The sequence below is a fragment of the Micromonospora olivasterospora genome (assembly GCF_007830265.1).
GTDB lineage: Bacteria > Actinomycetota > Actinomycetes > Mycobacteriales > Micromonosporaceae > Micromonospora > Micromonospora olivasterospora.
The window spans coordinates 1,419,704-1,444,175 of the sequence record NZ_VLKE01000001.1 but is presented as its reverse complement, the minus strand read 5'-3'; the positions used below and the strand labels follow the sequence as shown (position 1 = coordinate 1,444,175).

General features: G+C 75.9%; 22 protein-coding genes and 1 pseudogene. 15 read left to right on the top strand and 8 right to left on the bottom strand.

Features of this window, described 5'->3' with window-relative positions:
• The first annotated feature begins 20 nt into the window (after nt 1-20).
• The 5 genes from JD77_RS06405 (at nt 21) to JD77_RS06385 (ending at nt 6,165) form a co-directional block, all read left to right on the top strand.
• Nucleotides 21-722: a response regulator transcription factor gene (locus JD77_RS06405; RefSeq protein WP_145773461.1), complete on the top strand. Its 702-nt coding sequence runs from the start codon at nt 21-23 to the stop codon at nt 720-722.
• Nucleotides 719-2,275: a sensor histidine kinase gene (locus tag JD77_RS06400; protein WP_145773460.1), complete on the top strand. Its 1,557-nt coding sequence runs from the start codon at nt 719-721 to the stop codon at nt 2,273-2,275. Before JD77_RS06405 ends, JD77_RS06400 begins: the two co-directional genes overlap by 4 nt.
• A 62-nt stretch (nt 2,276-2,337) precedes the next feature.
• Nucleotides 2,338-4,026, top strand: a complete 1,689-nt coding sequence (locus tag JD77_RS06395) for a S1C family serine protease (RefSeq protein WP_145773459.1) — start codon at nt 2,338-2,340, stop codon at nt 4,024-4,026.
• Between the two features lie 262 nt (nt 4,027-4,288).
• Nucleotides 4,289-4,960: a BON domain-containing protein gene (locus JD77_RS06390; RefSeq protein ID WP_145773458.1), complete on the top strand. Its 672-nt coding sequence runs from the start codon at nt 4,289-4,291 to the stop codon at nt 4,958-4,960.
• A gap of 146 nt (nt 4,961-5,106) precedes the next feature.
• On the top strand, nt 5,107-6,165 hold the full coding sequence (locus tag JD77_RS06385; RefSeq protein ID WP_145777442.1) for a glycosyltransferase family 4 protein: 1,059 nt from the start codon (nt 5,107-5,109) through the stop codon (nt 6,163-6,165).
• Between the two features lie 60 nt (nt 6,166-6,225).
• On the opposite strand, the gene JD77_RS33425 is transcribed toward JD77_RS06385, so the two are convergent.
• A complete protein-coding gene (locus JD77_RS33425; RefSeq protein ID WP_246141373.1) occupies nt 6,226-6,735 on the bottom strand; it encodes a hypothetical protein in 510 nt (169 codons plus the stop codon).
• On the bottom strand, nt 6,684-7,856 hold the full coding sequence (locus tag JD77_RS34655) for a serine/threonine-protein kinase (protein ID WP_281292083.1): 1,173 nt from the start codon (nt 7,854-7,856) through the stop codon (nt 6,684-6,686). The genes JD77_RS33425 and JD77_RS34655 overlap by 52 nt, the downstream gene beginning before the upstream one ends.
• Before the next feature lie 150 nt (nt 7,857-8,006).
• On the opposite strand from JD77_RS34655, the gene JD77_RS06375 reads away from it, so the two are divergent.
• From JD77_RS06375 to JD77_RS06350, 7 genes are all read left to right on the top strand, one after another.
• Nucleotides 8,007-8,840: a patatin-like phospholipase family protein gene (locus JD77_RS06375; protein ID WP_145773457.1), complete on the top strand. Its 834-nt coding sequence runs from the start codon at nt 8,007-8,009 to the stop codon at nt 8,838-8,840.
• The gene (locus JD77_RS06370; protein ID WP_145773456.1) at nt 8,840-9,862 is read left to right on the top strand and encodes a 1-acyl-sn-glycerol-3-phosphate acyltransferase; all 1,023 of its coding nucleotides are present in this window, start codon (nt 8,840-8,842) and stop codon (nt 9,860-9,862) included. The genes JD77_RS06375 and JD77_RS06370 overlap by 1 nt, the downstream gene beginning before the upstream one ends.
• Before the next feature lie 9 nt (nt 9,863-9,871).
• Entirely contained in the window at nt 9,872-10,192 is a 321-nt protein-coding gene (gene cutA, locus JD77_RS06365; RefSeq protein WP_145773455.1) for a divalent-cation tolerance protein CutA, read from the top strand.
• A 48-nt stretch (nt 10,193-10,240) separates the two neighbouring features.
• On the top strand, nt 10,241-11,602 hold the full coding sequence (locus tag JD77_RS06360; RefSeq protein ID WP_145773454.1) for a hypothetical protein: 1,362 nt from the start codon (nt 10,241-10,243) through the stop codon (nt 11,600-11,602).
• Complete coding sequence (locus tag JD77_RS31890; protein ID WP_170286384.1) at nt 11,548-12,318, top strand: hypothetical protein; 771 nt, start codon at nt 11,548-11,550, stop codon at nt 12,316-12,318. Before JD77_RS06360 ends, JD77_RS31890 begins: the two co-directional genes overlap by 55 nt.
• Nucleotides 12,243-13,904: an SCO7613 C-terminal domain-containing membrane protein gene (locus JD77_RS06355; RefSeq protein WP_145773453.1), complete on the top strand. Its 1,662-nt coding sequence runs from the start codon at nt 12,243-12,245 to the stop codon at nt 13,902-13,904. The genes JD77_RS31890 and JD77_RS06355 overlap by 76 nt, the downstream gene beginning before the upstream one ends.
• A gap of 159 nt (nt 13,905-14,063) precedes the next feature.
• Nucleotides 14,064-15,149: a fatty acid desaturase family protein gene (locus JD77_RS06350; RefSeq protein WP_145773452.1), complete on the top strand. Its 1,086-nt coding sequence runs from the start codon at nt 14,064-14,066 to the stop codon at nt 15,147-15,149.
• Nucleotides 15,150-15,209: 60 nt separating this feature from the next.
• Here the strand turns inward: JD77_RS06350 and JD77_RS06345 are convergent, their stop codons facing one another.
• Entirely contained in the window at nt 15,210-15,971 is a 762-nt protein-coding gene (locus JD77_RS06345; RefSeq protein ID WP_145773451.1) for a hypothetical protein, read from the bottom strand.
• Nucleotides 15,972-16,176: 205 nt separating this feature from the next.
• On the opposite strand from JD77_RS06345, the gene JD77_RS06340 reads away from it, so the two are divergent.
• Together JD77_RS06340 and JD77_RS06335 are read left to right on the top strand one after the other, a co-directional pair.
• Nucleotides 16,177-16,470 (top strand): 4a-hydroxytetrahydrobiopterin dehydratase, encoded by a 294-nt coding sequence (locus JD77_RS06340; RefSeq protein WP_145773450.1) that lies wholly within the window; start codon nt 16,177-16,179, stop codon nt 16,468-16,470.
• Nucleotides 16,467-17,615 carry an FHA domain-containing protein gene (locus JD77_RS06335; RefSeq protein WP_145773449.1) on the top strand — a complete coding sequence of 383 codons (1,149 nt, stop codon included), beginning with the start codon at nt 16,467-16,469 and terminating at the stop codon, nt 17,613-17,615. The genes JD77_RS06340 and JD77_RS06335 overlap by 4 nt, the downstream gene beginning before the upstream one ends.
• A gap of 73 nt (nt 17,616-17,688) precedes the next feature.
• Here JD77_RS06335 and rocD read toward each other — a convergent pair whose 3' ends face one another.
• The 3 genes from rocD to JD77_RS06320 all read right to left on the bottom strand — a co-directional run bounded on the left by rocD (nt 17,689) and on the right by JD77_RS06320 (nt 20,767).
• A complete protein-coding gene (gene rocD, locus JD77_RS06330) occupies nt 17,689-18,903 on the bottom strand; it encodes an ornithine--oxo-acid transaminase (RefSeq protein ID WP_211372783.1) in 1,215 nt (404 codons plus the stop codon).
• Nucleotides 18,903-19,718, bottom strand: coding sequence for a dimethylargininase (ddaH, locus tag JD77_RS06325; RefSeq protein ID WP_211372782.1), 816 nt, complete (start codon nt 19,716-19,718; stop codon nt 18,903-18,905). The genes rocD and ddaH overlap by 1 nt, the downstream gene beginning before the upstream one ends.
• Before the next feature lie 341 nt (nt 19,719-20,059).
• Nucleotides 20,060-20,767: a DUF308 domain-containing protein gene (locus JD77_RS06320; RefSeq protein ID WP_246140548.1), complete on the bottom strand. Its 708-nt coding sequence runs from the start codon at nt 20,765-20,767 to the stop codon at nt 20,060-20,062.
• Between the two features lie 152 nt (nt 20,768-20,919).
• Between JD77_RS06320 and JD77_RS06315 the strand changes: the two are divergent.
• Nucleotides 20,920-21,752 (top strand): annotated as a pseudogene (locus JD77_RS06315) (Fpg/Nei family DNA glycosylase).
• A 111-nt stretch (nt 21,753-21,863) separates the two neighbouring features.
• Here JD77_RS06315 and JD77_RS06310 read toward each other — a convergent pair.
• Both JD77_RS06310 and JD77_RS06305 read right to left on the bottom strand, forming a co-directional pair.
• A complete protein-coding gene (locus JD77_RS06310) occupies nt 21,864-23,243 on the bottom strand; it encodes an FAD-dependent oxidoreductase (protein ID WP_145773447.1) in 1,380 nt (459 codons plus the stop codon).
• A gap of 24 nt (nt 23,244-23,267) precedes the next feature.
• A complete protein-coding gene (locus JD77_RS06305) occupies nt 23,268-24,407 on the bottom strand; it encodes a carboxylate-amine ligase (protein WP_387228340.1) in 1,140 nt (379 codons plus the stop codon).
• Between the last annotated feature and the right edge of the window lie 65 nt (nt 24,408-24,472).

Genomic DNA, 24,472 nt, shown 5'->3' with positions numbered 1-24,472 from the left:
CATCGCGGATGATGGTCGCCATGGCCACTACCCAGACCGAGGCGCGACTGCTCGTCGTCGAGGACGACCCCAACATCCTCGAACTCCTCTCCGCGAGCCTCCGTTTCGCCGGCTTCGACGTGGCCACCGCGACGAGCGGGAGCGCCGCGCTGAACGCCGCGAAGGACCACCGCCCCGACCTGGTGGTGCTCGACGTGATGCTGCCCGACCTCGACGGCTTCGAGGTGATCCGGATGCTCCGCGAGGGCGGCACCCGCACGCCGGTGGTCTTCCTGACGGCCCGCGACGCCACCGACGACAAGATCCGCGGGCTCACCCTGGGCGGCGACGACTACGTCACCAAGCCGTTCAGCCTGGAGGAGCTGACCGCCCGGATCCGGGCGGTGCTGCGCCGCACGACGACCGGAGAGCAGGCCCCCTCCCGGCTCACCTTCGCCGACCTGGAGCTGGACGAGGAGACCCACGAGGTCTACCGGGCGGGGCAGCGGGTGCAGCTCTCGCCCACCGAGTTCAAGCTGCTGCGCTACCTGATGCTCAACGCCAACCGGGTGCTGTCGAAGGCGCAGATCCTCGACCACGTCTGGAACTACGACTTCCGGGGCGACGACAACATCGTCGAGTCCTACATCTCCTACCTGCGCCGCAAGGTGGACAACACCCAGCCCCGGCTGATCCACACCCTGCGCGGGGTGGGGTACGTGCTGCGCAAGCCGGCGGCGTGAACGCCGCCCAGCTCGCGAAGGGGAGGCTGCGCGGCGTACCGCTGCGGGTGAAGCTGGTCGCCGCGGTGCTCGCGCTGGTCGCGGTGGCGCTGGTGGTGATCAGCTCCCTGACGACCTATTTCCTCCGCAACTACCTCGTCGCCCAGGTCGACGGTGAGTTGCGCGCCGCCACCAGCAGCATCGAGACCGCCATGGTCACCGCCAACGCCGGCGACCCGATCATCCCCACCGACTACCTGGTAGTCGCCACCGACCCGAACACCGGCGGGGTCCGCGGCTACCGGTACGACTATCACCGGTTCCGCGTCGACGACCTGCCGGCCTGGCCCAGCGACGCGGCCGGCTTCGCCGCTCGGGTGGGCGAGCCGCGCACCGTCCGGGCGCGGGACAGCGCGGTGCGCTGGCGGGTCCTCTACACCCAGCTGCCCAACGGGCAGATGGCGATGATCGGCCAGCACCTCACCGACGTGGACCTGGCGGTGAAGCGGCTGATCTGGATCGACCTGCTCGTCGGCAGCGCCGTGCTGATCCTGCTCGCCTCGCTCGGCGCGGCGATGGTCCGCACCAGCCTCAAGCCGCTGGTGGAGATCGAGCGCACCGCCGCCGCCATCGCCGGGGGCGACCTCACCCGGCGGGTGCCGGACCCGGAGGAGGGGCACCCCTGCCCGACCTCCGAGCTGGGCCGGCTGTCCCGGGCGCTGAACGCCATGCTCACCCAGATCGAGGCTGCCTTCACCGCCCGCGCCGCCTCGGAGACCGCGGCCCGGGCCGCCGAGGCCGGCGCCCGCGACGCCGCCATCGCGGCCCAGGCGTCCGAGTCCCGGGCCCGGCGTTCGGAGGAGCGGATGCGGCAGTTCGTCGCGGACGCCTCGCACGAGCTGCGTACGCCGCTGACCACGATCCGCGGCTTCGCCGAGCTGTACCGCCAGGGCGCGGCCCGGTCCCCGGAGCAGACGGCTGGCCTGGTGCGCCGGATCGAGGACGAGGCCGCCCGGATGGGCCTGCTGGTGGAGGACCTGCTGCTGCTGGCCCGGCTGGACCGGGAGCGGCCGCTCTCGTTGGCCCCGGTGGAGCTGCCGGTGCTGGCCTCCGACGCCGTGCAGGCCGCACGTGTGGTCGCCCCGGAGCGGCGGATCGAGCTGGACATCGTCCCGGGCTCCGGACCGCTGCTGGTCTACGGCGACGACGCCCGGCTGCGCCAGGTGATCGGCAACCTGATGACCAACGCGCTCACCCACACCCCGCCCGAGGCGTCGGTGACCCTGCGGCTGCGCGGCGAGCCGGGCAACCTGGCGGTGGTGGAGGTGACGGACACCGGCCCCGGGCTCACCCCGGAGCAGGCCGAGCGGGTCTTCGAACGCTTCTACCGGGCCGACGCCGCCCGTACCCGACGGGCCGGGGGCGCCACCGGGACGGGCCTGGGCCTGGCCATCGTGGCCGCGCTGGTGGCCGCCCACCACGGCACCGTCGAGGTGGACGAGACGCCGGGCGGTGGAGCTACCTTCCGGGTGCGGCTGCCGGTGGTCGCGGACACGGACGGTGAGGGCGAGTAACTTTCAGCGAACTTCCAGGTGGATTCCAGGCCGGTCGCAGTGCCGGGGAGCAAGCTGGGGACATGACCGAGAACGAGACCGACCCGCAGCGGCGGCCGGCGCCCACCGACGCCGAGCCGGCGCAACCCACTGCCGAGCTGCCCCGCGTGGGGCGCGGCCCCTCCGACTCCCCGGCCGTAGAGCCCGCCGCTCCGGCCGTCCAGACCGCTCCCGCCACCCCCGGCACCAGCCACGCCGGGCACGACGCCCCCGCCGGCCACGATTCCCCTGCCGGGCACGCCGGCCACGGCGCGCCTGCCGGCCACGACGCCGCCTTCGTCGGGAGTGACGCCGCGCCCGCCCCGGTTTCCGCCTCCGCCCCGGAGGCCGCGCCCGCCATGGACGCCGCGCCGGCCGGGCCCGGCTCCGTCCCCGCGGCCGGTCAGCACCCGTACGGCGGGTACGCCCAGCCGGCCGCCACCCCGTCGGCGCCGCCGTACCCGGTCTCGGGGCACCCGCAGCCCGCCGGGCAGTACCCGACCAGCCCCTGGCAGCAGGGGCAGCAGTCGGGCTGGACCGGGGGCGCCCAGCACCAGCCCGGCTACGTCCCGCACGCGGGCGGTCCCGCGTACCCCGGGGGCCCGTTCCCGCCGCACCAGCCCGGCCAGCCCGTCCCGCCGCAGCACGCCGGCCAGCCCGTCCCGCCGTGGGCGCAGGGCCCGGCCGCGCGGCCGAGCCGGATCGCCAAGCTGGCCGGCGCGGGCGTCGCGGTGTTCGCGCTGATGCTCGGCTCCGGCGTCGCCGGTGGCGCGCTCGCGCTGGCCCTGGACTCCGGCGGAGTCACCCGTACCTACTCCGCCGCCCCGGTGATCAACAGCGCCGACCTGCCGAAGATCGCGGCGTCCGTCCAGGACAGCGTCGTCTCGATCACCACCGGCAGCGGCGAGGGCTCCGGTGTCATCCTCAGCGGGGACGGCTACGTGCTGACCAACAACCACGTGGTCGCCTCCGCGAGCGGGGACACCGTCCGGGTGGTCTTCGCCGACGGCAGGCAGGTCGAGGCGAAGATCATCGGCACCGACCCGAAGACCGACCTGGCCGTGGTGCAGGCCAAGGGCGTCAGCGGGCTGAAGGCGGCGAAGTTCGGCGACAGCGACGCCATGCAGGTCGGTGACCAGGTGCTCGCGCTGGGCAGCCCGCTCGGCCTCCAGGGCTCGGTCACGGCCGGGATCCTCAGCGCACGGGACCGCACGATCCAGGCCGGCAGCGGCCAGCAACAGGACCCGCGGCAGGGCGCCAGCTCGATCTCCGGGCTGCTCCAGACCGACGCGCCGATCAACCCGGGCAACTCCGGCGGCGCGCTGGTCAACACGCGGGGAGAGGTGATCGGCATCAACACCGCCATCGCCACCTCGGGGCAGAGCACCGGCAACATCGGCGTCGGGTTCGCCATCCCGAGCAACAAGGCCAAGGACGTCGCGAGCAAGCTCCAGCGGGGCGAGAAGGTCAGCCACCCCTCGCTGGGGGTGAGCGTGACCGCGGCCGAGAACGGCGGCGCGGTGGTCGCGTCCGTCACGCCGGGCAGCCCCGCCGAGAAGGCCGGCCTCCGGCAGGGCGACGTGATCACCAGGTTCGGCGACACGGTAATCAACGACTCCGACGACCTGGTGGGCGCCGTCCAGTCCCGCAAGGTGGGCGACCGGGTCGAGGTGCAGTACCAGCGAAACGGATCGCCGGCGACGGCAACCGTGACGCTCGCCGAGACGTCGTAACAGACAACGCAGACCTGCCTCCTCCCGGCGGCGGGTGGCGGGGCCAAGGGGGTTGGCCTCGTCACCCGCCGCCTTCTCTGCGCCATGGCGGCGGCATGGCGGTATCCCACGGGCCCGAACACCCCATGTCGGCGACTCGGCGGCATCCCGCGACGCCCGGGCCTACTCACCCGGTCCGGGTGAGCCGCGCTCACCCCGCCGCCCGGCACGGTGACGGCAGGAGCGCCCAGCGCGGGAGAGGCCAGCGCGGGAGAGGAGTGCCATGACCACGGCGGCGACCACCCGGACCGACCCGGAGATCCAGCGCGACGTCCTCGCCGAGCTGGACTGGGACCCCCAGGTCCCGCCGACCGTCGTCGGGGTGTCGGTCATGCACGGCGTGGTCACCCTGACCGGCTCCGTCGGCAGTTACGCCGAGCGTTGGGCGGCGGTGCGGGGCGCTCAGCGGGTCCGGGGCGTCCGCGCGGTCGCCGACGACATCGAGGTACGCCCGCCCGACGTCTCCGGCCCGACCGACACCGACCTGGCCCTGGCGGCCAGCCGTGCCCTCGAGTGGGACAGCTTCGTGCCGGCCGAGCGGCTGGACGTGACGGCCGCGAACGGGTGGCTGATCCTGCGCGGCGAGGTCGAGTTCGGCTGGCAGCGGCGTACGGCGGAGCGGGAGCTGCGCCGACTGCGCGGCGTACGCGGCGTGACCAACCTGGTGGAGGTCCGGCCGGCGCGGCCGTCGGGCGAGCGCGCGCGGCGCGACCTTCAGCGGGCCCTGTCCCGGGCACTCGGCACCGAGCGGGTGGTCGCCGAGGTGCATGGCGACACGGTGGTGCTCAGCGGGGTGGTCCGGTCCTGGTGGGAGCGGGACGAGGCGGAACGGATCGCCTGGTCGGCCCCCGGGGTCCGGACGGTGGACGACGACCGGCTCGTGGTGGCCGGCTGACGCCGGTCCGGGCCGGAGTGACCGTTTGACCGGGGACCGGCCGGGAAAGCGCGCGATCAGGCGCACGTAGGGACCGACGGGGAGGACTCGTGGCCGTTGACCGTCAGCCGACGGGCCGTTCCGGGGAAGGGCGGCTGAGGATCGCCATGGTGGTCCCGCCGTGGCTGTCGGTGCCGCCGCCCGGGTACGGCGGGTTGGAGCACGTCGTGGCGGGCCTGGTGGACGGGCTGGTCGGCCTGGGGCACGCGGTGACCGTCTTCGGGGCCGGGCGGGACCACGGCACCCGGGCCCGCTACGTCCCGGTCGGCGTCGACCTCCAGTACGAGCGGCTCGGCGAGGCGCTGCCCGAACTGGCCCACCTGGCCCGGGTCGCCCACCTCATCGGTCCCGAGGACTTCGACATCATCCACGACCACACCACGATCGGTCCGCTGGTCGCCGGTCGTCGCTCGGTGCCCACCGTCGCCACCGTGCACGGCAACCCGGTCGGCGAGTACGGCACCGTGCTGGGCGACACCGACGAGGGCGTCGGACTGGTGGCTATCTCGCACGCGCAGCGCCGGATGAACCCGGCGCTGCCCTGGGTGGGCACCGTGCACAACGCGCTCGACACCGCCGACGTGCCGTACAAGAGCGCGCCGAGCCGGGGCCCGGTGCTGTGGCTGGCCCGGTTCCACCCGGACAAGGGCCCGGATGTGGCGATCCGGGCCGCTCGCACGGCCGGCCTGCCGCTGGTGCTCGCCGGCAAGTGCAACGAGCCGCCCGAGCGTCGGCACTACGAGGAGGTGGTCGAGCCGCTGCTCGGCGACGACGTGACCGTGGTGCTCAACGCCGACCGGGAAGCCGCCCTGCGGTTGCTGGTCGACGCCCGCTGCCTGATCATGCCGATCCAGTGGCAGGAGCCGTTCGGCATGGTGATCGTCGAGGCGATGGCCACCGGTACGCCCGTGGTGGCGCTGAACCGGGGAGCCGTGCCGGAGTTGGTCCGCGACGGCGTGACCGGGCTGGTCTGCGACCGTCCCGACGACCTGCCGGACGCGCTGCGCCGGGCCGGCGACCTCGATCCGACGGCCTGCCGGACCCACGTGACGCAGAACTTCTCCACCGGGGCGATGGCGCTCGGCTACGAGGCGGTCTACCACGACTTTCTCCACGGGACCACGCGCGCGGCGACCCGCCAGCCGACGCCGGCGGCCGTCCGCTGAGCCGGCGGCCGTCCGCTGAGCCGGCCGCGGTCGCGCCGCCGGGCCCGGCCGGCCGGGTCGTCAGGCGTCGGTCGCGCCGAGCTCTCTGAACGCGGCGTCGAGCTGCCGGGCGTACGCCTTGCTGATGCTGCCCCCGCGCCGCTGCTCGGCCACCTCGTCCCGGGCCCGCCGCACCGCGAGGGCCAGGTCGTCCTCACCTCTGGCGGCGGTGGCGTGGCCGAGCAGGCTGCGCAGGTCCGTACCGACGTCGGAGCGGATCTCGCCGCTGGCCACCCCGTCGTCGATGAGCCGGTCGACCCGGTCCGCCGCGTGCCGGCGGGCGTCGCTCACCGGGGCCGGCGGGGTCGTGGTGGCCACCGGCGGCGGGGCGGGGCGGGTCCGGGCGGGCGCGCGGGTCGCCGCGGTCGCCTGGGAGGACGGCGCGGCGATCGGCGAGACGGCCGGCGCGGGCACCGACGAGGTGGCGACCGCCGGCGTCCGCATCGGCAGCGCACCGGGTGGCGGGGCCGGCTCCCCGGTCAGCGCGGGAACGAGCAGCGACGTCGTGGCGAGCGCCGCGGCGCCGGCCACGACCGCCGGCGCCAGCCACCGCCGGCGCGATCCGGCGGGGCGCCCCGCCGGGGCCCCGGGCGGCGGAGCGGGCACGGCCCCGCCCCGGACCGGTGACGGCTCGGGCGCAGCGGTCCGGGCTGGTGACGGCTCGGGCGCGGGGCCCGTCCGGGCCGGTGACGGCTCGGGCACGGGAGCGGTCCGGGCCGGTGACGGCTTGGGGGCGGGGTGGTCCGGGCCGGTGACGGCTCGGGCGGGCCGACGACCGAGGGCAGGGTCATGGTCGGCGCGAGCATGGTGGCGGCCTGGGGGTCGGCCGGCAGCAACTGGTCGCGCAGCACCGTCGCCACGTGCTGCGCGGTGGGCCGGTCCCCGGGGTCCCGGGCCAGGCAGCGCAGGCACGTCCGGGCCACCTCGGCGGGCAGGCCCGGCACGTCGAGCGGGGGCGGGGGAGCGCCCGTCGCCAGCGCCGCGCCGAGCTGTTCCCAGGTGCTCGCCGGGTACGGCACCCGCCCCGTCAGCGCCTCGTACAGCAGCACCCCGAGCGAATAGATGTCGGTCGCCGGCTGGGCCGGGGCCCCGTCCAGCCGCTCCGGGGCGACGTACTCGGGCGTGCCGAAGGTGCCGCCGTCCTCGTCCGGGGCGCCGACGTGGGTGGCGATCCCGAAGTCGAGCACCTTGGCGCCGACGGGCGTCATCATGATGTTGGACGGGGTGATGTCGCGGTGCACGATGCCCAGCTGGTGCGCCGCCGCGAGCGCCTCGGCCACCTGTGCGCCGGTCTCGACGGCCTCCGGCCAGGGCAGCGGGCCCTCGGCGAGCCGGTACTCCAGCTCGTCCCCGCCGAGCAGCTCCATCACCACGAACGAGGTGATGCTCCCGTCCGGCGCGACCGTCTCGCCGTAGTCGTGCACCGAGGTCACATGCGGATGGACGAGCTGGGCGGCGGAGCGCGCCTCCTCCCGGACCATGTCCCGGAACCGGGAGTCCGCCGCCAGGGACGGCGCGAGCACCTTGAGCGCGACGACCCGGTCGAGCACCTCGTCCCGGGCCCGCCAGATGACCGACATGCCACCAGCGCCGATCTGCTCGATGAGCCGGTACCTGCCGGCCAGCAGCCTGCCGGCGTGCAGCGTTACCATCGGGGTCGCACCTGCCTGGGGTCGGGGCCGTATCAGGTTGCGCGAGCGTGTCCAACGTGTCAACCGCCGTCCGGTTACTGCCCACCTGCCAGCCGGCCCGGGTCGGGAGGGCGGACGGCCGGCGTGCCGGCCCGTGCCAGGATGAACGGCATGGTCGGCGGTCCGGTGGCGTTCGTGCTCGGCGGTGGGGGAGTCCTCGGCGCGGTCGAGGTGGGCATGCTGCGCGCCCTGTTCCGCGCCGACGTGCGCCCCGACATGGTGCTCGGCACGTCCATCGGCGCGGTCAACGGCGCCCTCGTCGCCGCCGACCCGTCCGAGGCGGTCACCGACCGGCTGGTCCGGCTCTGGGCCTCGCCCGAGGCCAGCGAGGTGTACGGCGACTCGGTGGCCCGGCAGTTGCGCCGCTTCGCCGCCCGTACCCACCTGCACTCGCCCCGGCCGCTGCGCCGCCTGTTGGAGACCGAGCTGGGCGAGGCGACCACCTTCGCCGACCTGCGGGTGCCGTTCCGGTGCTGCGCGGCGAACATCGAGCGGGCCGCCGAGCACTGGTTCGACAGTGGGCCGGTGGTGCCCGCGGTGCTCGCATCCGCCTCGGTGCCGGGGCTGCTGCCGCCGGCCGAGATCGACGGCCAGCACTACGTCGACGGTGGGATCGTCAACTCCATCCCGATCGGGGAGGCCGTCGCCGCCGGGGCGCGGCGGATCTTCGTACTCCAGGTGGGCCGGATCGAGCGGGAGCTGACACCGCCCCGGCGACCCTGGGAGATCGCGCAGGTCGCGTTCGAGATCGCCCGCCGGCACCGGTTCGCCCGGGAGATGGCCGCGCTGCCGGAGGGGGTGGAGGTCCACGTGCTGCCGACGGGCGGGCTGGGCCCGCGTGAGGACAGCCCGTGGGCGTACCGGGACATGGCGGCGGTGGGCCGGCGGATCAGCCGCGCGTACACCGCGTCCCGCCGCTACCTGGCGACCCACCTGGAGCGCTGATGCCGCTGCCGCCCCGGTGGGTCCGCCGGCTGCTGCTGGCGCCCGGCGTGGTGCTGCTCGCGGTGCTCGTGGTGACCAGCATCCCGGTCTGGGCGCTGCTCGCGCTGATGCTGTCCCCCCTGGTGCCGGGCCGGCTGCGGCCGCTGCGGCTGCTCTGGATCGGCTGCCTCTACCTGGTCTGGGACGCGGCGGCGCTGGTCGCCCTCTTCGCGCTCTGGCTGGCCTCGGGCTTCGGCGTCCGGGCGCGGGCGCCGGCCTTCCAGCGGGCGCACTACGTGCTCGCCGGGGCGTTCCTGCGGGTGTTCTTCTGGCAGGCCCGGTGGACGCTGCGGCTGACCATCGACGTCGTCGGCACCGACCCGGACACGGCGCTGCCCGGCCGGCCGGAGCTGGTGCTCTGCCGGCACGCCGGCCCCGGCGACTCGTTCATCCTGATCCACGCGCTGGTCAACTGGTTCCACCGGGAGCCCCGGATCGTGCTCAAGGAGAGCCTCCAGTGGGACCCGGCGATCGACGTGCTGCTCAACCGGCTGCCCAACCGGTTCCTCGCGCCGACCCACGAGCGGCACGAGTCCGTGACGGCCCAGATCGGCCACCTCGCCACCGGGCTGGACGACGACGACGCGTTCGTGATCTTCCCGGAGGGCGGTAACTTCACCCCGCGCCGCCGGCTGCGCGCCATCGCCCGGCTGCGCGGGCTCGGCCTCGAGCGGATGGCGCTGCGCGCGGAACGGATGCAGCACGTCCTCGCCCCGCAGCCGGGCGGGATGCTCGCCGCGCTGGACGCCGCCCCGGACGCCGGGGTGATCTTCGTGGCGCACACCGGGCTGGACCGGATGCTCACCGTCGCCGACGTCTGGCGGGAGCTGCCCATGGACAAGCGGATCGTGATGCGATTCTGGTCCGTACCGCCGGAGGAGGTCCCCGTCGGCCGGCAGGAACGCATCGACTGGCTCTTCGACTGGTGGGCCCGGATCGACGGCTGGATCGCGGCCAACCGCGACGACGCCGACGCCGCGTAGGGTGCGCTCGTGGAGCAGATCAGCGTGGTGACGACGGTGGTGGACAGTCGGGCGGTCGCCGACGTGCTGGCGGCCGCCGCGGTCGCCGGCCGGCTGGCGGCGTGCGCCCAGGTCGGCGGCCAGGTGGACAGCACCTACTGGTGGCGGTCCGCGGTGGAGACCAGCACGGAGTGGTCGGTGCGGTTCAAGACCGCCTCGGACCGGGTGGCGGCGCTGGTCGCCCAGATCCGGGCCACCCACCCGTACGAGGTGCCGGAGATCCTGGTGACCCGGGTGGAGAGCGGCAACCCCGACTACACGGCCTGGGTGTACGAGCAGACCCGTGCCTGAGTACCCGCACTCTGGGCCCGGGTGGCGGGCGGCCACCATGATGGCCGCGTGAACACGAGTGCCTACCCCTGCCCCGGGTGCGGCGGGCCGGCCGACCTGAGCGTCGGCTGCCGGCGCTGCGGCCGGGCGCCCGACCCGGCGGCAGCCGAGGTGATCCGGCTGGACCGGGAGATCGTCGCGCTCACGGAGCGGGCGGAGCAGACCCGCCGGACGTACCTGGAACTGGCCGCGGCGGTCCGGTCCGCGCAGGCCCGCCGGGCGGACCTCGCGGCCCGGGTGCGCGCGGCCACACCGTTCGGCGTACCGCACGCGGCGGCGCCGGCCACGGCGGGGCCCGGTCCCGTGCCGATGGCCGGTCCCGCGCCGATGGCCGGTCCCGCGCCGGCGGCCGTGCCCGGGCCGGTCCCGGCGTACCCGTCCGTGCCGCCGGTGCCTCCGGTCGGCGGGCCGGAGACGTCGGCGCGGACCGTGCAGGGGCTGCTCTTCGTCCTCGGCGGCCTGCTGCTGGGCACGGCGGCCGTGGTCTTCACGGCGGTCGCCTGGGCCGCGGTGGGGATCACCGGGCGGGCGCTGATCCTGCTCGCGTTCACCGCGCTCGCCCTGTCCGTCCCGCCGGTGCTGGCCCGGCGGGGGCTGCGCGGCACCGCCGAGACGTTCGCCGCGGTGGGCCTGCTGCTGGTGGTGCTCGACGGGTACGCCGCCTGGTCGGTCGACCTGTTCGGGGTGTCCGGCTGGTCGGGCGGCCGCTACGCCGCGCTGGTCGGGGGGGCCAGCGCGGCGGTGGCGGCCGGCTACGGGCGGCTGACCCGGCTGGCGGTGCCGTGGTTCGCGGCGCTGCTCGCCGCGCAGCCGGTGCTGCCGCTGCTCGCCGGCCCGGCCCGGCCGTCGGCGGCCGGTTGGGCGGCGGTGTTCGTCGGTGTCGCGCTGCTGGACCTGGCCGTGGTCGCCGCCCTGCGCCGCCGGGGTCCGGCCGCGTCTGCCGCCCCGGCGTCTGCGGTTCCGACGCCGGCCGTTCCGACGCCGGCCGTTCCGACGCCGGCCGTTCCGACGCCGGCCGTTCCGACGCCGGCCGTTCCGACGCCGGCCGCTTCGACGCCGGTCGAGACGGGTGTGCCGGTGGCGGCCTCCGGGGGATCGGTCGTCGTCGCCGGCCGGGTGCTGGCCTGGGTCGGGCACGGTGCCGCGCTCGCGGTCGCGGCGGGGTGCGCGTTGGTGCCGCTCGCCCGGGGCGGGCCGCCGGCTCCCCGCTGCTGGCCGGGGCCCCGCTGCTGCTGGTGGCCGTGGCGCTGCTCGGCGCGGCGCTGGTCGCCGGCGGTCGGGTGTTCCGCGCGACAGCGGCCGGGGCCGTCGTCCCGGTGCTGGCCCTCGCGCTGCTCCGGCCGGTGGCGCAGCTGCGGCCGGGGCTGCTGACGCTGGCGACGGCCCTGGTCGCCCTGGCCCTGGCCGGCGCGGTCCGGCTGCTGCCCCGCCGGGCCGGCGCCGGCCCGCGCCTCGGGGCGCTGGTCGTGGTCGCCGGTGCGGCGCAGGTCGCCGCGCTGCTGGCCGTGGTGCTCGGCGCGGTCGGCGTGGGCCGGGCGCTGCCGCCGTGGCAGGGCGTCGCCGCCGGCCCGGACCTGTCCTGGGCCTGGCAGGTGCCGATCGCCGTGGCGGTGACGGCGGTCGCGCTGGCGGCGCTGCTGCCCCGCGCGGCGTGGCCGGCGACCGCGGCGGTGGCCGCCGCCCTCGCCGTGCTGAGCGCCGGGGGCGTCGGGCCGGTGCCCTGGGCCGTCGTGCCCACCGCCGACCTGGTGGTCGGCGCCGCGCTCCTCCTGGCCGCCGTCGTCGCCGGCCGGCGCTCGTGGGCCGTGCTGGTTCCGGCCGGGGCCGGGGCGGTCCTGGTCGGGCACGCGCTCCTGGCCGGCCTGGCCGACCCGGCCGGGGAGGCGGCCGTGCTCGGCGCGGTCGTACTGGTCGGGACGGCGGTCGCCGCCCGGGCCGCCGGGCCGGCGCCGCCGGACGGGGGGTCGCCGGGGCCGCGCTGGCCGTCGCGCTGCTGGCCGTACCGGCCGGGGTGGCCGTCGCGCTCCTCGCCGCCGGGGCCGAGCCCTGGTGGCGGGCGCGGGCCGCCCTGGCCGCCGTCGCGCTGACGCTGGTCGGCCTGCTCGCCGTCCGTCGCCGGTGGCCGGAGTTGACCGGGTACGCCTCGACCGCGTTCGCCCTCGCGGCCGCGCTCGCCGGGCTGGCGCCGCTGGCCGTACGGGGCGACGAGCCGCTGGCTCTCTACGCCGCGCTGGCCACCCTGCTGGCGGTGCTCGCCGGGCCGGTGGCCCGTCCCGCGGCGACGCTCCGGCTGACCGCGCTCGGGCTGGCGGCGGTCGCGCTCCTCGCCGTCGCCCCGGCGACCGTCACCGCGCTCGTCGCCCCGTACGGCGAGGCAGCCCCGCCCTGGTCCGGCGCGCCGACGGGCGGACCCGTGCCCGGCGCCGCCCCGGCCGGCGTGGCGCTGCTCGTGCTGACCGTGGCCGCCGCGCTGGCCGGGTACTCCGCCCACGCCCGGGCGCGGGCCGCCGACGCGCCATCCCGGTCCGCTGACCGCGCGGCCTGGGCGGGCGCGGCGCTCGCCGCGCTGCCGTTCGCCGCAGCGGCGCTGCCCGTGCTGCTCGCCGCCGCCGGCGCGCCGTGGCCGGTGGTGCCGGCCGCCGTCCTGCTCGTCGGGTTGGCCGCCCTGCTGGCCGCCGTCCTGACCCCACCCCGGCCGCTGCTCGCCCCGGTGACCGTGCCGGTCGGGCTGGTGGCCACCGGGTCAGGGCTGGCCGGGTTGCTCGCCACCCGCGCCGGCACGCTCGGCGGCCTCGCCGCGCTGGTGGTGGTCGCCGTGCTGGTCGCCGCCGTCGCCCGGGCGGGCGCCGTACGGCTGGTCGGCGCCCTGGTCGCGGTCGCCGCGACGACCGGGTTCGCGCTCACCGCGGCGCTGGCGGCCGGCCTGCCGCTGCGCTCGGCGGCCTACCCGGTGCTGGCGGTGGCGGCGCTGGTCCTCGCCGTCGCCGCCCTCGCGGCCGTCAGGGCCGGAGCGGCCGGGCGGGCGCTGGACGCCGCCGCCCAGGCCGTCGCCCTGCTGGCGCTGCTGCAGGCGCTCGGGTCGTACCGGCACGCCGCCGCCGTCTGCGTGCTGTGGGGCGCCGCCGTCGGCCTGCGGCTGCTGCGCCGGGGCGAGCCGGGCGGGCAGCGGTGGGCGTTCGCGGGCATCGCCGGAGGCAGCGAGTTGCTCGGCGCCTGGCTGCTGCTGGCCGCCGGCGGGGTGGCGGTGCTGGAGGCGTACACACTGCCGGCGGCGGGTCTCGCCCTGGCCGCCGGGGTGGTGGCCCTGCGTACCCGGCCGGGGCTGAACAGCTGGCTGGCGCTCGGGCCGGCGCTGGCCGCCGGGCTCCTGCCCAGCCTCGTGTCGGTGCTGTTCGCGCCCGATCCGCAGCCCTGGCGGCGGCTGCTCCTCGGGGCCGCCGCGCTGGGCGTGGTGCTGGCCGGGGCCACCCGCCGCTGGCAGGCGCCCGTGCTGCTCGGCGGGAACACCCTGGCCGTGCTGGCGCTGTACGAACTGGTCCGCGGCTGGGACCTGCTGCCCCGGTGGATCTTCCTGGCCGGCGGCGGGCTGGCCCTGATCGGCCTGGCCGCGACGTACGAGCGGCGCCGCCGCGACCTGGCCCGGCTCCGGGCGGCGGTGGGCCGGATGGGGTGAGCGGGTTCCTCGGGGAGTGTCCGGGGCGGGCCGGGGTAGGGCCCGCCCTACCCCGGATCCGGGGGTTGCCCGGGTTACTCAGCGCTACCGTAAACCGGAGACTTGACACCAGGTCACGCCGCCCGGCGGGACCCGGATGCCGAGGTACGGGGAGCGGAAATGGTGCTTGCAGCGGTGGCGGGCCCGCCGGCCAACCGGGGCAGTGACTACGCACAGTTGTCCCGCCGGATCAGCGCCGCCGGTCTGCTCCGGCGCCGCCCCGGCGCGTACGCCGCCCGGATCGCGCTGACCCTGGCGGTCTTCGTGGCCGGCTGGGCGGCCGTGCCGCTGGTCGGCGACTCGTGGTGGCAGCTCCTGGTCGCGGTCGGCCTGGCGGTGGTCACGACGCAGGTGGCGTTCCTCGGGCACGACGCCGGGCACCGGCAGATGTTCCGCCGGCGGGGCCCCAGCGAGGTGGCCGGCCTGCTCGCCGGCAACCTGGCGGTGGGGCTCAGCTACGGCTGGTGGGTGGACAAGCACAACCGCCACCACGCCAACCCGAACCACGCCGACGAGGACCCGGACGTCGGGGCCGGCGCGCTGGTCTGGACGTACGAGCAGGCCGCCGCGACCCGGGGGCTCGGGCGGTGGCTGGCGCGGCGGCAGGCGTGGCTGTTCTTCCCGATGCTGCTGCTGGAGGGGCTGAACCTGCACGTGGCGAGCGTCCGGGCGCTCGTCGGTCGGGGGCCGGACGGGCGGTTCGCCACCCCGGTAAGGCACCGGGCGGTCGAGGGGCTCCTGCTCGCGGCACACGCCGCCGGCTACCTCGGCCTGCTGTTCGCGGTGCTGTCGCCGGGCCGGGCGCTGGCGTTCGTCGCCGTGCACCAGGGCCTCTGGGGGCTGTACATGGGCTGCGCGTTCGCCCCGAACCACAAGGGCATGCCGATGCCGACGGCCGGCGACGACCTCGACTTCCTGCGCAAGCAGGTGCTCACCTCGCGCAACGTCCGGGGCGGCCGGTTCGTCGACGCGGCGCTGGGCGGGCTCAACTTCCAGATCGAGCACCACCTGTTCCCGAACATGCCCCGGGGCAACCTGCGCCGGGCCCGGCCGATCGTGCGGGCGTACTGCGCCGAGCGGGGCATCCCGTACGCCGAGGCGGGGCTGGTCGAGTCGTACCGGCAGGCGCTCGCCCACCTGCACGAGGTGGGCCGCCCGCTGCGCGGCCCGGGACCGGCCACCCGGGCCGGGGCCGGACACGCCTGAGCCGTACGCACGACGGGGCGGCGCCGAGCGGCGCCGCCCCGTCGCGTCGGTGCGACGGTGTCAGCCGCCGAACGCCTTCTTCAGCGACTCCGGCGCCTCCTCGGTCTCGCCGGCCGGCGGCTTCTGCGGGGACACGCTCGCCCCGAAATCCGAGTAGCGGGTGGTCATCTTGCCCAGCGACGGGTGCAGGACGCTGGTGTCGACGACCAGCTCGACGAGGCGGCCCTCCGCGTCGGACTTCGCGGTGAAGGGCACCGCCTTCGCCTTCTCGCCGAGCGCCTCGATCTCCTTGTTGCCGGGGTTGGCCTTCGTGTAGTCCAGCGTGCCGGAGAAGGCGCGCTCGCCGGTCTTCTCCACCTCGACCACGCCCTGGAGCATCTTCTTCGCCCCGCCCGGGTCGCCGTCGGGCATCAGGTTGAACTGGCCGCTGGCGCCGAGCGTGGTGGCGTCCATGTGCAGCCACTTGTCGGAGATCGCCGCGGTCTTCAGGTACGCGTCGTCGCCGACCATGATCAGGCGAAGCTTGCCGCCGCTGGAGCCCAGGTCGAGGGTCATCTCCGCGGCCTTGCTGCGCGGGTCCATGAGCCCCCCGCCGTTCACGACGGAGGACTCGATGTCCACCCGGACGCTGTCCTCGTTCAGCTTGAGCGCGGCGGCGGTCAGCTCGGCGAGCGGGTCGGCCGGCGCGCTGGTGGCGGGCGTCGCGTTGCCGTTGGCGGCTGGAGCGTCCGCTCCGGTCTGGTTGCCGCAGCCGGCGGTGAGACCGAGACCGAGCGCGGCGACGAGCGCGACCCCCGTGGTCGCCAGCCGTCGAGTGTTCATTCTGGGTGACTCCTTGTGAAGGGTGGGCCGGGGCGCCGCTGGGGCCACGCCCGGCCGGGCCGCGGTCCACCGTAGCGGGTGGGGACGACAGGCGGGGGTCGCAGCGCCGGGCCCCGGGCGCGCCGGCGCGGCGTTCCCGCAGCTCCCGGGCCCGGCCGAGGCAGCTGGAGATTGCCGCGCGTGCGCCAGCCGGTAGGGTCGGGCCATGGCAGACGTGCTCACCGCGGAGGCGGTGCGAGACGAGCTGGGCGGCCTGGCGGACTGGACGGGGGACCCGACCGGGATCAGCCGCGTCGTCGAGCTGGGCAGCTTCCCGGCGGCCATCGCGGTGGTCGACCGGGTCGCCGTGGTGGCCGAGGAGCTCGACCATCACCCCGACATCGACATCCGGTGGCGGACCCTGACCTTCCGTTGCGTCACCGACTCGGCCGGCGGGGTCACCCACCGTGACCTGGGGCTGGCGCGCCGGATCGACGACATTCTCCGGAGCGCCCGATGAGATTCGAGATCAGCAAGGTGCTCGACGCCATCGAGGGGCGGGTCTGCACCGACCCGTCGCTGGCCCGGGCCGTCCTCGACCTGGCCGAGGTGATCCGCTACCAGGATCTCGACGGCGGCCGGCCGGCCAGCCTGCTCCGGCTCGGCATGGTGATCGACGCGCTCGCCCGCGAACTGGAGGAGGACAGCGTTCCGGTCTACGCGGTGGTCCACCGGGCGCTGCTCTCCGACGCCGACCTGACCTCCAACGAGCGGATGGTCGTCCGCCGGTGGGCCGACGACGGCCTGGTGGAGGTGCTGGACAACCCGGGCGACCGGATGCTGGAGGTCGCCGACCTGCTCGGACTGCCGGTGCTCACCCGGGCCCGCTTCGACGGGCTGCGGGGCCGGTTTCCGTGGCTGGTCGAGCAGCCCGGCCGGGTGCTGGCGCCGGTGCCCGGCGCGGGCGGGCCGGTGTTCATCGCCCACGTCGGCGGCGGCAACGTGCCGGTCGCGGGCACCCGCTCGCCGGCCGGCGCGAAGCTGCTCGCCCGGCAGTGGCGCTGCCCCGAGCCGGGCTGCGCCCTGTTCGGCGGCGGGGGCGGCGGGGCGTTCGCCGACCTCGCCCGGGTGGACCGGGCCCCGGCCGGTCAGCCGCCACCGTCCCTGCGCAACGGCGTGCCGACCTGCCCCCGGCACGGCGCCCGGCTCGGCGACGCCGGGCCGCGGCCGCGTACCGAGGTGCTGGCGGTGCGGGTCGGCGGGATGGTCCGCCGCCGGTTCGTGCTCACCGAGGGGCAGCCGGTCCTGGTCGGGCGCGCGCCCGACCAGCAGGGCGGGATCGTGCTCGGCCAGTGGCTCAACGACGAGGCGCGGCGCTGGATCAGCCGCAGCCACGTCCGGTTCGAGCTGCGGGTCGGCGAGGTGATCGTGACGGACATCAGCACCAACGGCTCCGGCATCCGCCCCGGCGGCTCGATGGCCGAGCCCGACCGGGTCCCGCTGGCCCCGCAGCAGTCCCGGGTGCTCTCGGCCCGGGACATGGTCGAGCTGTACCCGGGGGTGCAGGTCGGCCGCGCCGAGGAACTGCCGACGGGCGCGCCGTTCACCCCCACCTCGGTGATGGCCGAGGCCCCCACCATGGCGATGCGGCTGCCGCGCCCCTGACGCGGGCGGCGGGGCGCGAAGCGACGGCGGGCGCCGGGACCGAGGTCCCGGCGCCCGCCCTGCGCGTACGCGGTCAGCCGGCCAGCACCGCGGCGAGCTGCGCCACCAGGTGGTCGATCTCCTCGGTGGTGATCACCAGCGGCGGGGCGAGCCGGATGGTCGAGCCGTGCGTGTCCTTGGCGAGGACGCCCCGCTCCATCAGCCGCTCGCACGCCTGCCGGCCGGTCATCAGCGCCGGGTCGATGTCGAGGCCCGCCCACAGGCCCCGGCCCCGGACGGCGACCAGTCCCTTGCCGACCAGCCCCCGCAGGCCGGCGTGCAGCCGCTCGCCCAGCTCGGCCGAGTGGTGCTGGAACTCGCCCGTGGCCAGCAGCCGGACCACCTCGGTCGCGACCGCGCAGGCCAGCGGGTTGCCGCCGAACGTCGAGCCGTGCTGGCCCGGCTTCAACACCCCCAGCACGTCGGCGTTCGCGGCCACGGCCGAGACCGGCACGATGCCGCCGCCGAGCGCCTTGCCCAGCAGGTACATGTCCGGCGTGACGCCCTCGTGGTCGCAGGCGAACGTCTCGCCGGTGCGGCCCAGGCCCGACTGGATCTCGTCGGCCAGGAACAGCACGCGGTGCTCGTCGCAGACGCGGCGCACGCCCGGCAGGTAACCGGCCGGCGGCACCACGACGCCCTGCTCGCCCTGGATCGGCTCGATCAGCACCGCGACGGTGTTCTCGTCGATCGCGGCGGCCAGCGCGGCCGGGTCGCCGTAGGGGACGACGGTGAAGCCCGGCGTGTACGGCCCGAAGTCGGCCCGGGCGTCCTCGTCGGTGGAGAAGCTGACGATGGTGGTGGTGCGCCCGTGGAAGTTGCCCTCGGCCACCACGATGTTCGCCTGCCCGGCCGGTACGCCCTTGACCTGGTAACCCCACTTGCGGGCCACCTTGATCGCGGTCTCCACCGCCTCCGCGCCGGTGTTCATCGGCAGGACCAGGTCCTTGCCGCACAGCTCGGCCAGCTCGCGGCAGAAGTCGGCGAACTGGTCGTGGATGAACGCCCGGCTGGTGAGGGTCAGCCTGTCCAGCTGCGCGTGCGCGGCGGCGATCAGCTGCGGGTGCCGGTGGCCGAAGTTGAGCGCGGAGTAGCCGGCGAGGCAGTCCAGATAGCGGCGGCCGTCCACGTCCGTGACCCAGGCGCCCTCCGCGGAGCTGATCACCACCGGCAGCGGGTGGTAGTTGTGCGCGGTCCAGCGCTCCGCGTCCCGGACCGCACCCGGCGTCCGCAGCATGTCGTCGACGATCACTTGTCTGCCTTTCCCTGACGGAGTCGCAACGTGCAGCACTTCGGTCCCCCGCCGGCCTTGCGCAGCTCCGACAGGTCGACGCCGATAGTCTCGTAGCCCCGGTCGCGCAGTTTCGCGGCCAGGCCGGTGGCCTGCGCGGGCAGCACCACGTGCCGGCCGTCGCTGACCGCGTTCAGGCCCAGCACCTCGGCGTCGGCCATGGTGGCGTGGACCGCGTCCGGGAACAGCCGGCGCAGCACGGCCCGGCTGCCGGGCGAGAACGCCTCCGGCAGGTACGCCACGGTGTGCTCGTCGAGCACGGTGAGCGCGGTGTCCAGGTGGTAGAAGCGCGGGTCCACCAGCTGCATGGTGACCACCGGGTAGCCGAAGACCTCCTGCAACTGGGCGTGGGAGGCGTGCGCGGTGCGGAACCCGGTGCCGGCGAGCAGGACGCCGCCGGCCAGCAGGATGTCGCCCTCGCCCTCGTTGACGTGCTTCGGGTCGTACAGCTCGAAACCGGCGGCCTCGAACCACGCCCGGTACGCGGGCGCCTCGTCGGCGCGCTGCGGGTCGCGGAACTGCACGGCCATCGCCTTGCCGTCGATCACCGTGCCGCCGTTGGCGGCGAAGACCATGTCGGGCAGGCCGGGCACCGGGGTGATCTCCTCGACGGTGTGGCCCAGTTCGCGGTAGACCTGGCGCAGCCGCTTCCACTGCCGGAGCGCCAGGTCGGCGTCCACCGGCGCGGCCGGGTCCATCCACGGGTTGATGGCGTAGTCGACGGCGAAGTACGTCGGCCGGCACATCAGGAAGCGCTGGCTCGTGGCGTCCATCGTCATTGTCCTGCTCCCAGGGCTCGGGCGCGCCCGGCCACCTTCGGCACGCGGGCTGGCGCCGTTGCCCAACGGTATGCGCGGGAGGACGGTGACATCCACCGGCGGAAGTTGCGTCGACCGACTGATCGTTGCGTTTCGCGCCGGTGCGCCGACGATCCGTTGCGTCCCTGGGATACTCGGCCCCGATCCGGCCCCGGACATGCTTCGGGGGCGGCGAACCGCCGCCCCCGAGAAGAGGATGTGCCCGGCTGGTGAACCACCAGGGGGTCCGGGCCGCCGGCGCGCCGCCGGCGTTTTCACCTGCGCCGGCGCACCGCCGACGGGATCCCAGGTGCCCGTCAGAGCAGACCGGCAAACTGTGAGTCGAGCCACTCCCGGAAGCGCGGCGCCCAGTCGCCGTCGGTGGTCGGCCAGTCGAACTGGCCGGTCATCGCCAGCACCCCGAGCACCACGGCCCCGAGGCCGAAGGCCATCCCCAGCAGGGCGTCGGTCTTGCCGGCCACGTGCCGGCGCCGGGTGGCGACCAGGCCGAGGACGGAGAGCACGGCGCCGAGCGCGCCCAGCGCGATGCCGTACCCGGCGAGGGTGCCGGTCAGCACGAACAGCGCCCCGGCCACCCCGACGACGAGGCCCAGGGTGGCGAGCAGGCTGGCCCGCGGCTTCGGCCCGACCGCCACGGGCGGCTCCGGGGGCTCCCCGTCGACCCGGTTCACCGGCTGTTGCGCTGTCCGGTCCCGGTCGAGGTCGACGGTGCGCTCCTCGGCGTCGATCGGGCCGAACCCGGCCCGGTGGGCCTCGTCGTCCGTCGGGCGGACGCCCGTGGCGGAGCGGGCCACCGCCGCCCGCGCGGCCGCCCGCCGCTCGGTGTCCGCGGCGCGCTCGCCATCGATTGCCGTCGCGCCGCCGCGGTACGTCGTGCGCTCGTGGTCGCGGTCGGCCGCCACCGGCCGCCCGGCGGCGACGGTGCTCGTGGCCCCGTACGGGCCGTCGGCACCGTCGTGCGCGGGGGCCGGCTCGGTCCGGCGCGTCAGCGAAGGAAGTTTCACCTTGTTCACCTCCAGATCAGTGCGCGGAGGCCTCCCAGGAGCGTCGGCGGCAGCCACGCGGTAACGGACAGGAGGTACCCAACCGCCGAGCCGCCGACACCTCGCCGAGGGTGCGGCTGGATGCTGCCATCGGGAAGCTACGCTTGGCGGCTGTGCCAGAGGGACACAGCATCCATCGCCTGGCGGCCCGGCACGCCGAGCTGTTCGCCGGCGACAAGGTGCACGCCGCCAGCCCGCAGGGCCGCTTCGCCGAGGGCGCGGCCCGGCTGGCCGGCACGGTCCTGGAGGGCACGGAGGCGTACGGCAAGCACCTGCTGCACCACTACGCGGGCGAGCTGACCCTGCACGTCCACCTCGGCCTGTACGGCAAGTTCGCCGACGGGCCGGGCGAGCCGCCGCCACCGGTCGGCCAGGTGCGGCTGCGGCTGACCAGCGACCTGCACTGGTTGGACCTGCGCGGTCCCACCGCCTGCGAGCTGCTCACCCCGCCCGAGGTGGCGGCGCTGCGCGAGCGGCTCGGCCCGACCCGTTGCGCCCCGACGCCGACCCGGCCCGGGCGTACGCCCGGATCTCCCGCAGCCCGACGGCGCTCGCGGCGCTGCTGCTGGACCAGTCCGTGGTGGCCGGCACGGGGTTGATCTTCGTTACCGAGGCGCTGTTCCGGGCCGGGCTGGCGCCGACCCTGCCCGGCCGGAAGCTGTCCCCGACCGGCTGGCGGGCGCTCTGGGCGGACCTCGTGGCGCTGATGACGCGGGCTGTCGAGGTCGGCCGGATCGACACCGTCCGGGACGCCCACCTCCCCGAGGCGACGGGCCGCGCGCCCCGGGTGGACCGGCACGGCGGCGAGGTGTACGTCTACCGCCGGCCCGGCGCGGCCTGCCACGTCTGCGGCGACGAGGTGCGCCGCGGCACCCTCGCCGGCCGCAACCTCTACTGGTGCCCCACCTGCCAGCCGGGTGAGGAAGCGGCCGCCGTCAGCGCCTGAGCCCCAGCTCGCCGCCATCCGGCCATCCTGGGGAGCGGGTCGCCCGGCGGGCAAGGCGGTCGCGGTCAGCGGAGCCGGCGGATGTCCCCGTACGCCCGGTAGAAGCACTCCCTACCGGCCGGCGCGGGCCAGGGCGTCGACGGCCTTGCGGGCGGCGATCAGCACCGGGTCCCACACCGGCGCGAACGGCGGCGCGTAGCCGAGGTCGAGGCCGGTCATCTCGTCCACCGTCATGCCGTTCCACAGCGCCACGGCCAGGGCGTCGATCCGCTTCGCCGCCTCCGACCAGCCGACGATCTGCGCCCCGAGCAGCCGCCCGCCGGGGCGCTCGGCGATCAGCTTCACCGTCATCGGCCGGGCACCCGGGTAGTAGCCGGCCCGGCTGGTGGACTCGCTGACCACCGAGACGAACTCGAAGCCGCTGGCCACCGCGTCCCGCTCGCGCAGCCCCGTGCGGGCCACCTCCAGGTCACAGACCTTGGTCACCGCAGTGCCGATCACGCCGGGGAAGGTCGCGTACCCGCCGCCGAGGTTGATCCCGGCGACCCGGCCCTGCTTGTTGGCGTGCGTGCCCAGCGGCACGTGCACCGGCAGGCCGCTGACCCGGTGCAGGGTCTCCACGCAGTCGCCCGCCGCCCATACCCCCGGCACCCCGGCCACCCGCATCCGCAGGTCCACCCGGATCCCGCCGGTGGGCCCCAGCGGCAGGCCGGCGGCCTCGGCAAGCGCGGTGTTGGGGCGTACCCCCAGGCCCAGGACCACCACGTCGGCCGGCACCGGCCCCTCGGAGGTGACCACCGCGGACACCCGGCCGTCGCGTTCCTCGACACCGGTCACCTCGACGCCGGTACGGATGCCGATGCCCACGCCCCGCATCGCCTCCGCGACCAGGGCACCCATGTCACTGTCGACGGTGGACATCGGCTGGTCGGACTGCTCGACCAGGGTGACGGACAACCCCCGCTGGACGAGCGCCTCGGCCATCTCCACCCCGACGTAGCCGCCGCCGACCACCACCGCGCGTCGGGGCGCGGGGTCGGCGTCCAGCCACTCGCGCAGCGCCGCGCCGTCGTCGAGGGTCTGCACGCCGAAGACGCCGCCGGCCGCGGTGTCGGCCCAGTCGGGCCGCAGCGGCACCGCCCCGGCGGCGTACACCAGGTCGTCGAACCGCTCGCGGACCTCGCCGCCGCCGTCGAGGTCGCGGGCGACCACCTCCCGGCGCGTCAGGTCGATCGCCGTGACCTCGTGCCGCAGCCGCACGTCGATGTCGAAATCGTTCCGGAACGCCGCGGGGGAGCGGGCGATGAGCTGGTCCCGCTCCGGGACCACCCCGCTGATCCAGTACGGGATGCCGCACGCCGAGTACGACGTGAACCGCCCCCGCTCGAACGCCACGATCTCCAGGTCCGACCGGTCGCGGCGGCGCCGGGCCTGCGACGCCGCCGCCATGCCGGCGGCGTCCCCACCGACGACGATCAGCCGCTGCGCCACGCACACCATCCTGTCACGGCGCGCTCAGCCACGGGTCTGCCGCGCCACGTCCCGCGCCACGTCGACCAGGCTGCCGGTACGCGCAAAGACCGCCCGCTGCCGGGCCGCGCCGCTGCCGTGCCGGCGCAGCGCGCCCAGCAGGTCGGTCACCTCCGCCAGGTCGCCGTGCCGCTCCAACTCGGGGCGCACCCGTTCCACGAGGCGGTCGAGCAGCTCCCACGAGGGGCACAGCTCGCCGTCGGTCAGGTCGACCCCGTCGCCCTCCAACCCGTCGTGGGCGGCCCGCCAGTGCGCGGCGACCAGCAGGTGGTGGTCGGTGCGGATGGCCGGGCGGCCCGCGGCGATGTCGGCCATCGCGGTGGCCACCAGGGCCCGCACCAGGGCGGCGACCAGCACCGCGTCGTCCACCGACGGGCAGACGTCGCCGATGCGCAGCTCCACCGTCGGGTACCGGGCCGACAGCCGGGCGTACCAGTAGAGCATCCCCTCGTCGAGCATCACGCCGCTGGCGATGAGCTGCCGGATCAGCCGTTGGTAGTGCTCGTGCGACTCCAGGTACGGCGTGGGCGCCACGGACGGCCAGTGTTCCCACTCCACCGAGCGCCAGCTCGCGTACCCGGTGTCCTCGCCGCGGGCGAACGGGGAGTTGGCGGTCATCGCGTGCAGCACCGGCAGCCAGGGCCGGACGTGGTTGAGCACCTGCACCCCGGTCTCCGGGTCGGGCACGCCGACGTGCACGTGCATGCCGTTGTTGCCCGGCCCGGGCACCAGCAGCCGGAACCGCTCGATCATCTCGTCGAAGCGGGGCTTGTCGACCACCGGCGGCACCGGGCCGTCCACCGGCCCGGTGCCGATGGCCAGCATCCGTACGCCGGCCCGCTCGGCGGCCTCGGACAGCGCCCGGCGCAGCATCCCGAGGGAGTGCCGGATCGAGGACAGCTCCAGCCCGGGCGGGCTGCCGATCTCGATCTGGCTGGTCTGGAACTCGCGCTCCACCTGCCCGCGCAACTCCGCCGGCACCTGCTCCAGCACCAGGTCCACGGCGGGAACGGCGACGCCGGTGTGCGGGTCGACGAGCAGGAACTCCTCCTCCACGCCGACGGTGAGCAGGTCCATGTCGCCCGGGGCGGCGCTCCGTTCCCGCTGCGCCACTGCTCCACCCATCGCCCTCACCATCCGTTCGATGCCGGTCGCGGCATCGTGCCGCGTCGTCGACCGGCCATTACCCG

What these genes read in the sequence shown, in the direction of transcription:
- JD77_RS06405 (WP_145773461.1), top strand. Translation starts at nt 21, where the DNA reads ATGGCCACTACCCAGACCGAGGCGCGACTGCTCGTCGTCGAGGACGAC.
- JD77_RS06395 (WP_145773459.1), top strand. Translation starts at nt 2,338, where the DNA reads ATGACCGAGAACGAGACCGACCCGCAGCGGCGGCCGGCGCCCACCGAC.
- JD77_RS06390 (WP_145773458.1), top strand. Translation starts at nt 4,289, where the DNA reads ATGACCACGGCGGCGACCACCCGGACCGACCCGGAGATCCAGCGCGAC.
- JD77_RS06385 (WP_145777442.1), top strand. Translation starts at nt 5,107, where the DNA reads ATGGTGGTCCCGCCGTGGCTGTCGGTGCCGCCGCCCGGGTACGGCGGG.
- JD77_RS34655 (WP_281292083.1), bottom strand. Translation starts at nt 7,856, where the DNA reads ATGGTAACGCTGCACGCCGGCAGGCTGCTGGCCGGCAGGTACCGGCTC.
- JD77_RS06375 (WP_145773457.1), top strand. Translation starts at nt 8,007, where the DNA reads ATGGTCGGCGGTCCGGTGGCGTTCGTGCTCGGCGGTGGGGGAGTCCTC.
- JD77_RS06370 (WP_145773456.1), top strand. Translation starts at nt 8,840, where the DNA reads ATGCCGCTGCCGCCCCGGTGGGTCCGCCGGCTGCTGCTGGCGCCCGGC.
- JD77_RS06350 (WP_145773452.1), top strand. Translation starts at nt 14,064, where the DNA reads ATGGTGCTTGCAGCGGTGGCGGGCCCGCCGGCCAACCGGGGCAGTGAC.
- JD77_RS06345 (WP_145773451.1), bottom strand. Translation starts at nt 15,971, where the DNA reads ATGAACACTCGACGGCTGGCGACCACGGGGGTCGCGCTCGTCGCCGCG.
- JD77_RS06340 (WP_145773450.1), top strand. Translation starts at nt 16,177, where the DNA reads ATGGCAGACGTGCTCACCGCGGAGGCGGTGCGAGACGAGCTGGGCGGC.
- JD77_RS06335 (WP_145773449.1), top strand. Translation starts at nt 16,467, where the DNA reads ATGAGATTCGAGATCAGCAAGGTGCTCGACGCCATCGAGGGGCGGGTC.
- ddaH (WP_211372782.1), bottom strand. Translation starts at nt 19,718, where the DNA reads ATGGACGCCACGAGCCAGCGCTTCCTGATGTGCCGGCCGACGTACTTC.
- JD77_RS06305 (WP_387228340.1), bottom strand. Translation starts at nt 24,407, where the DNA reads ATGGGTGGAGCAGTGGCGCAGCGGGAACGGAGCGCCGCCCCGGGCGAC.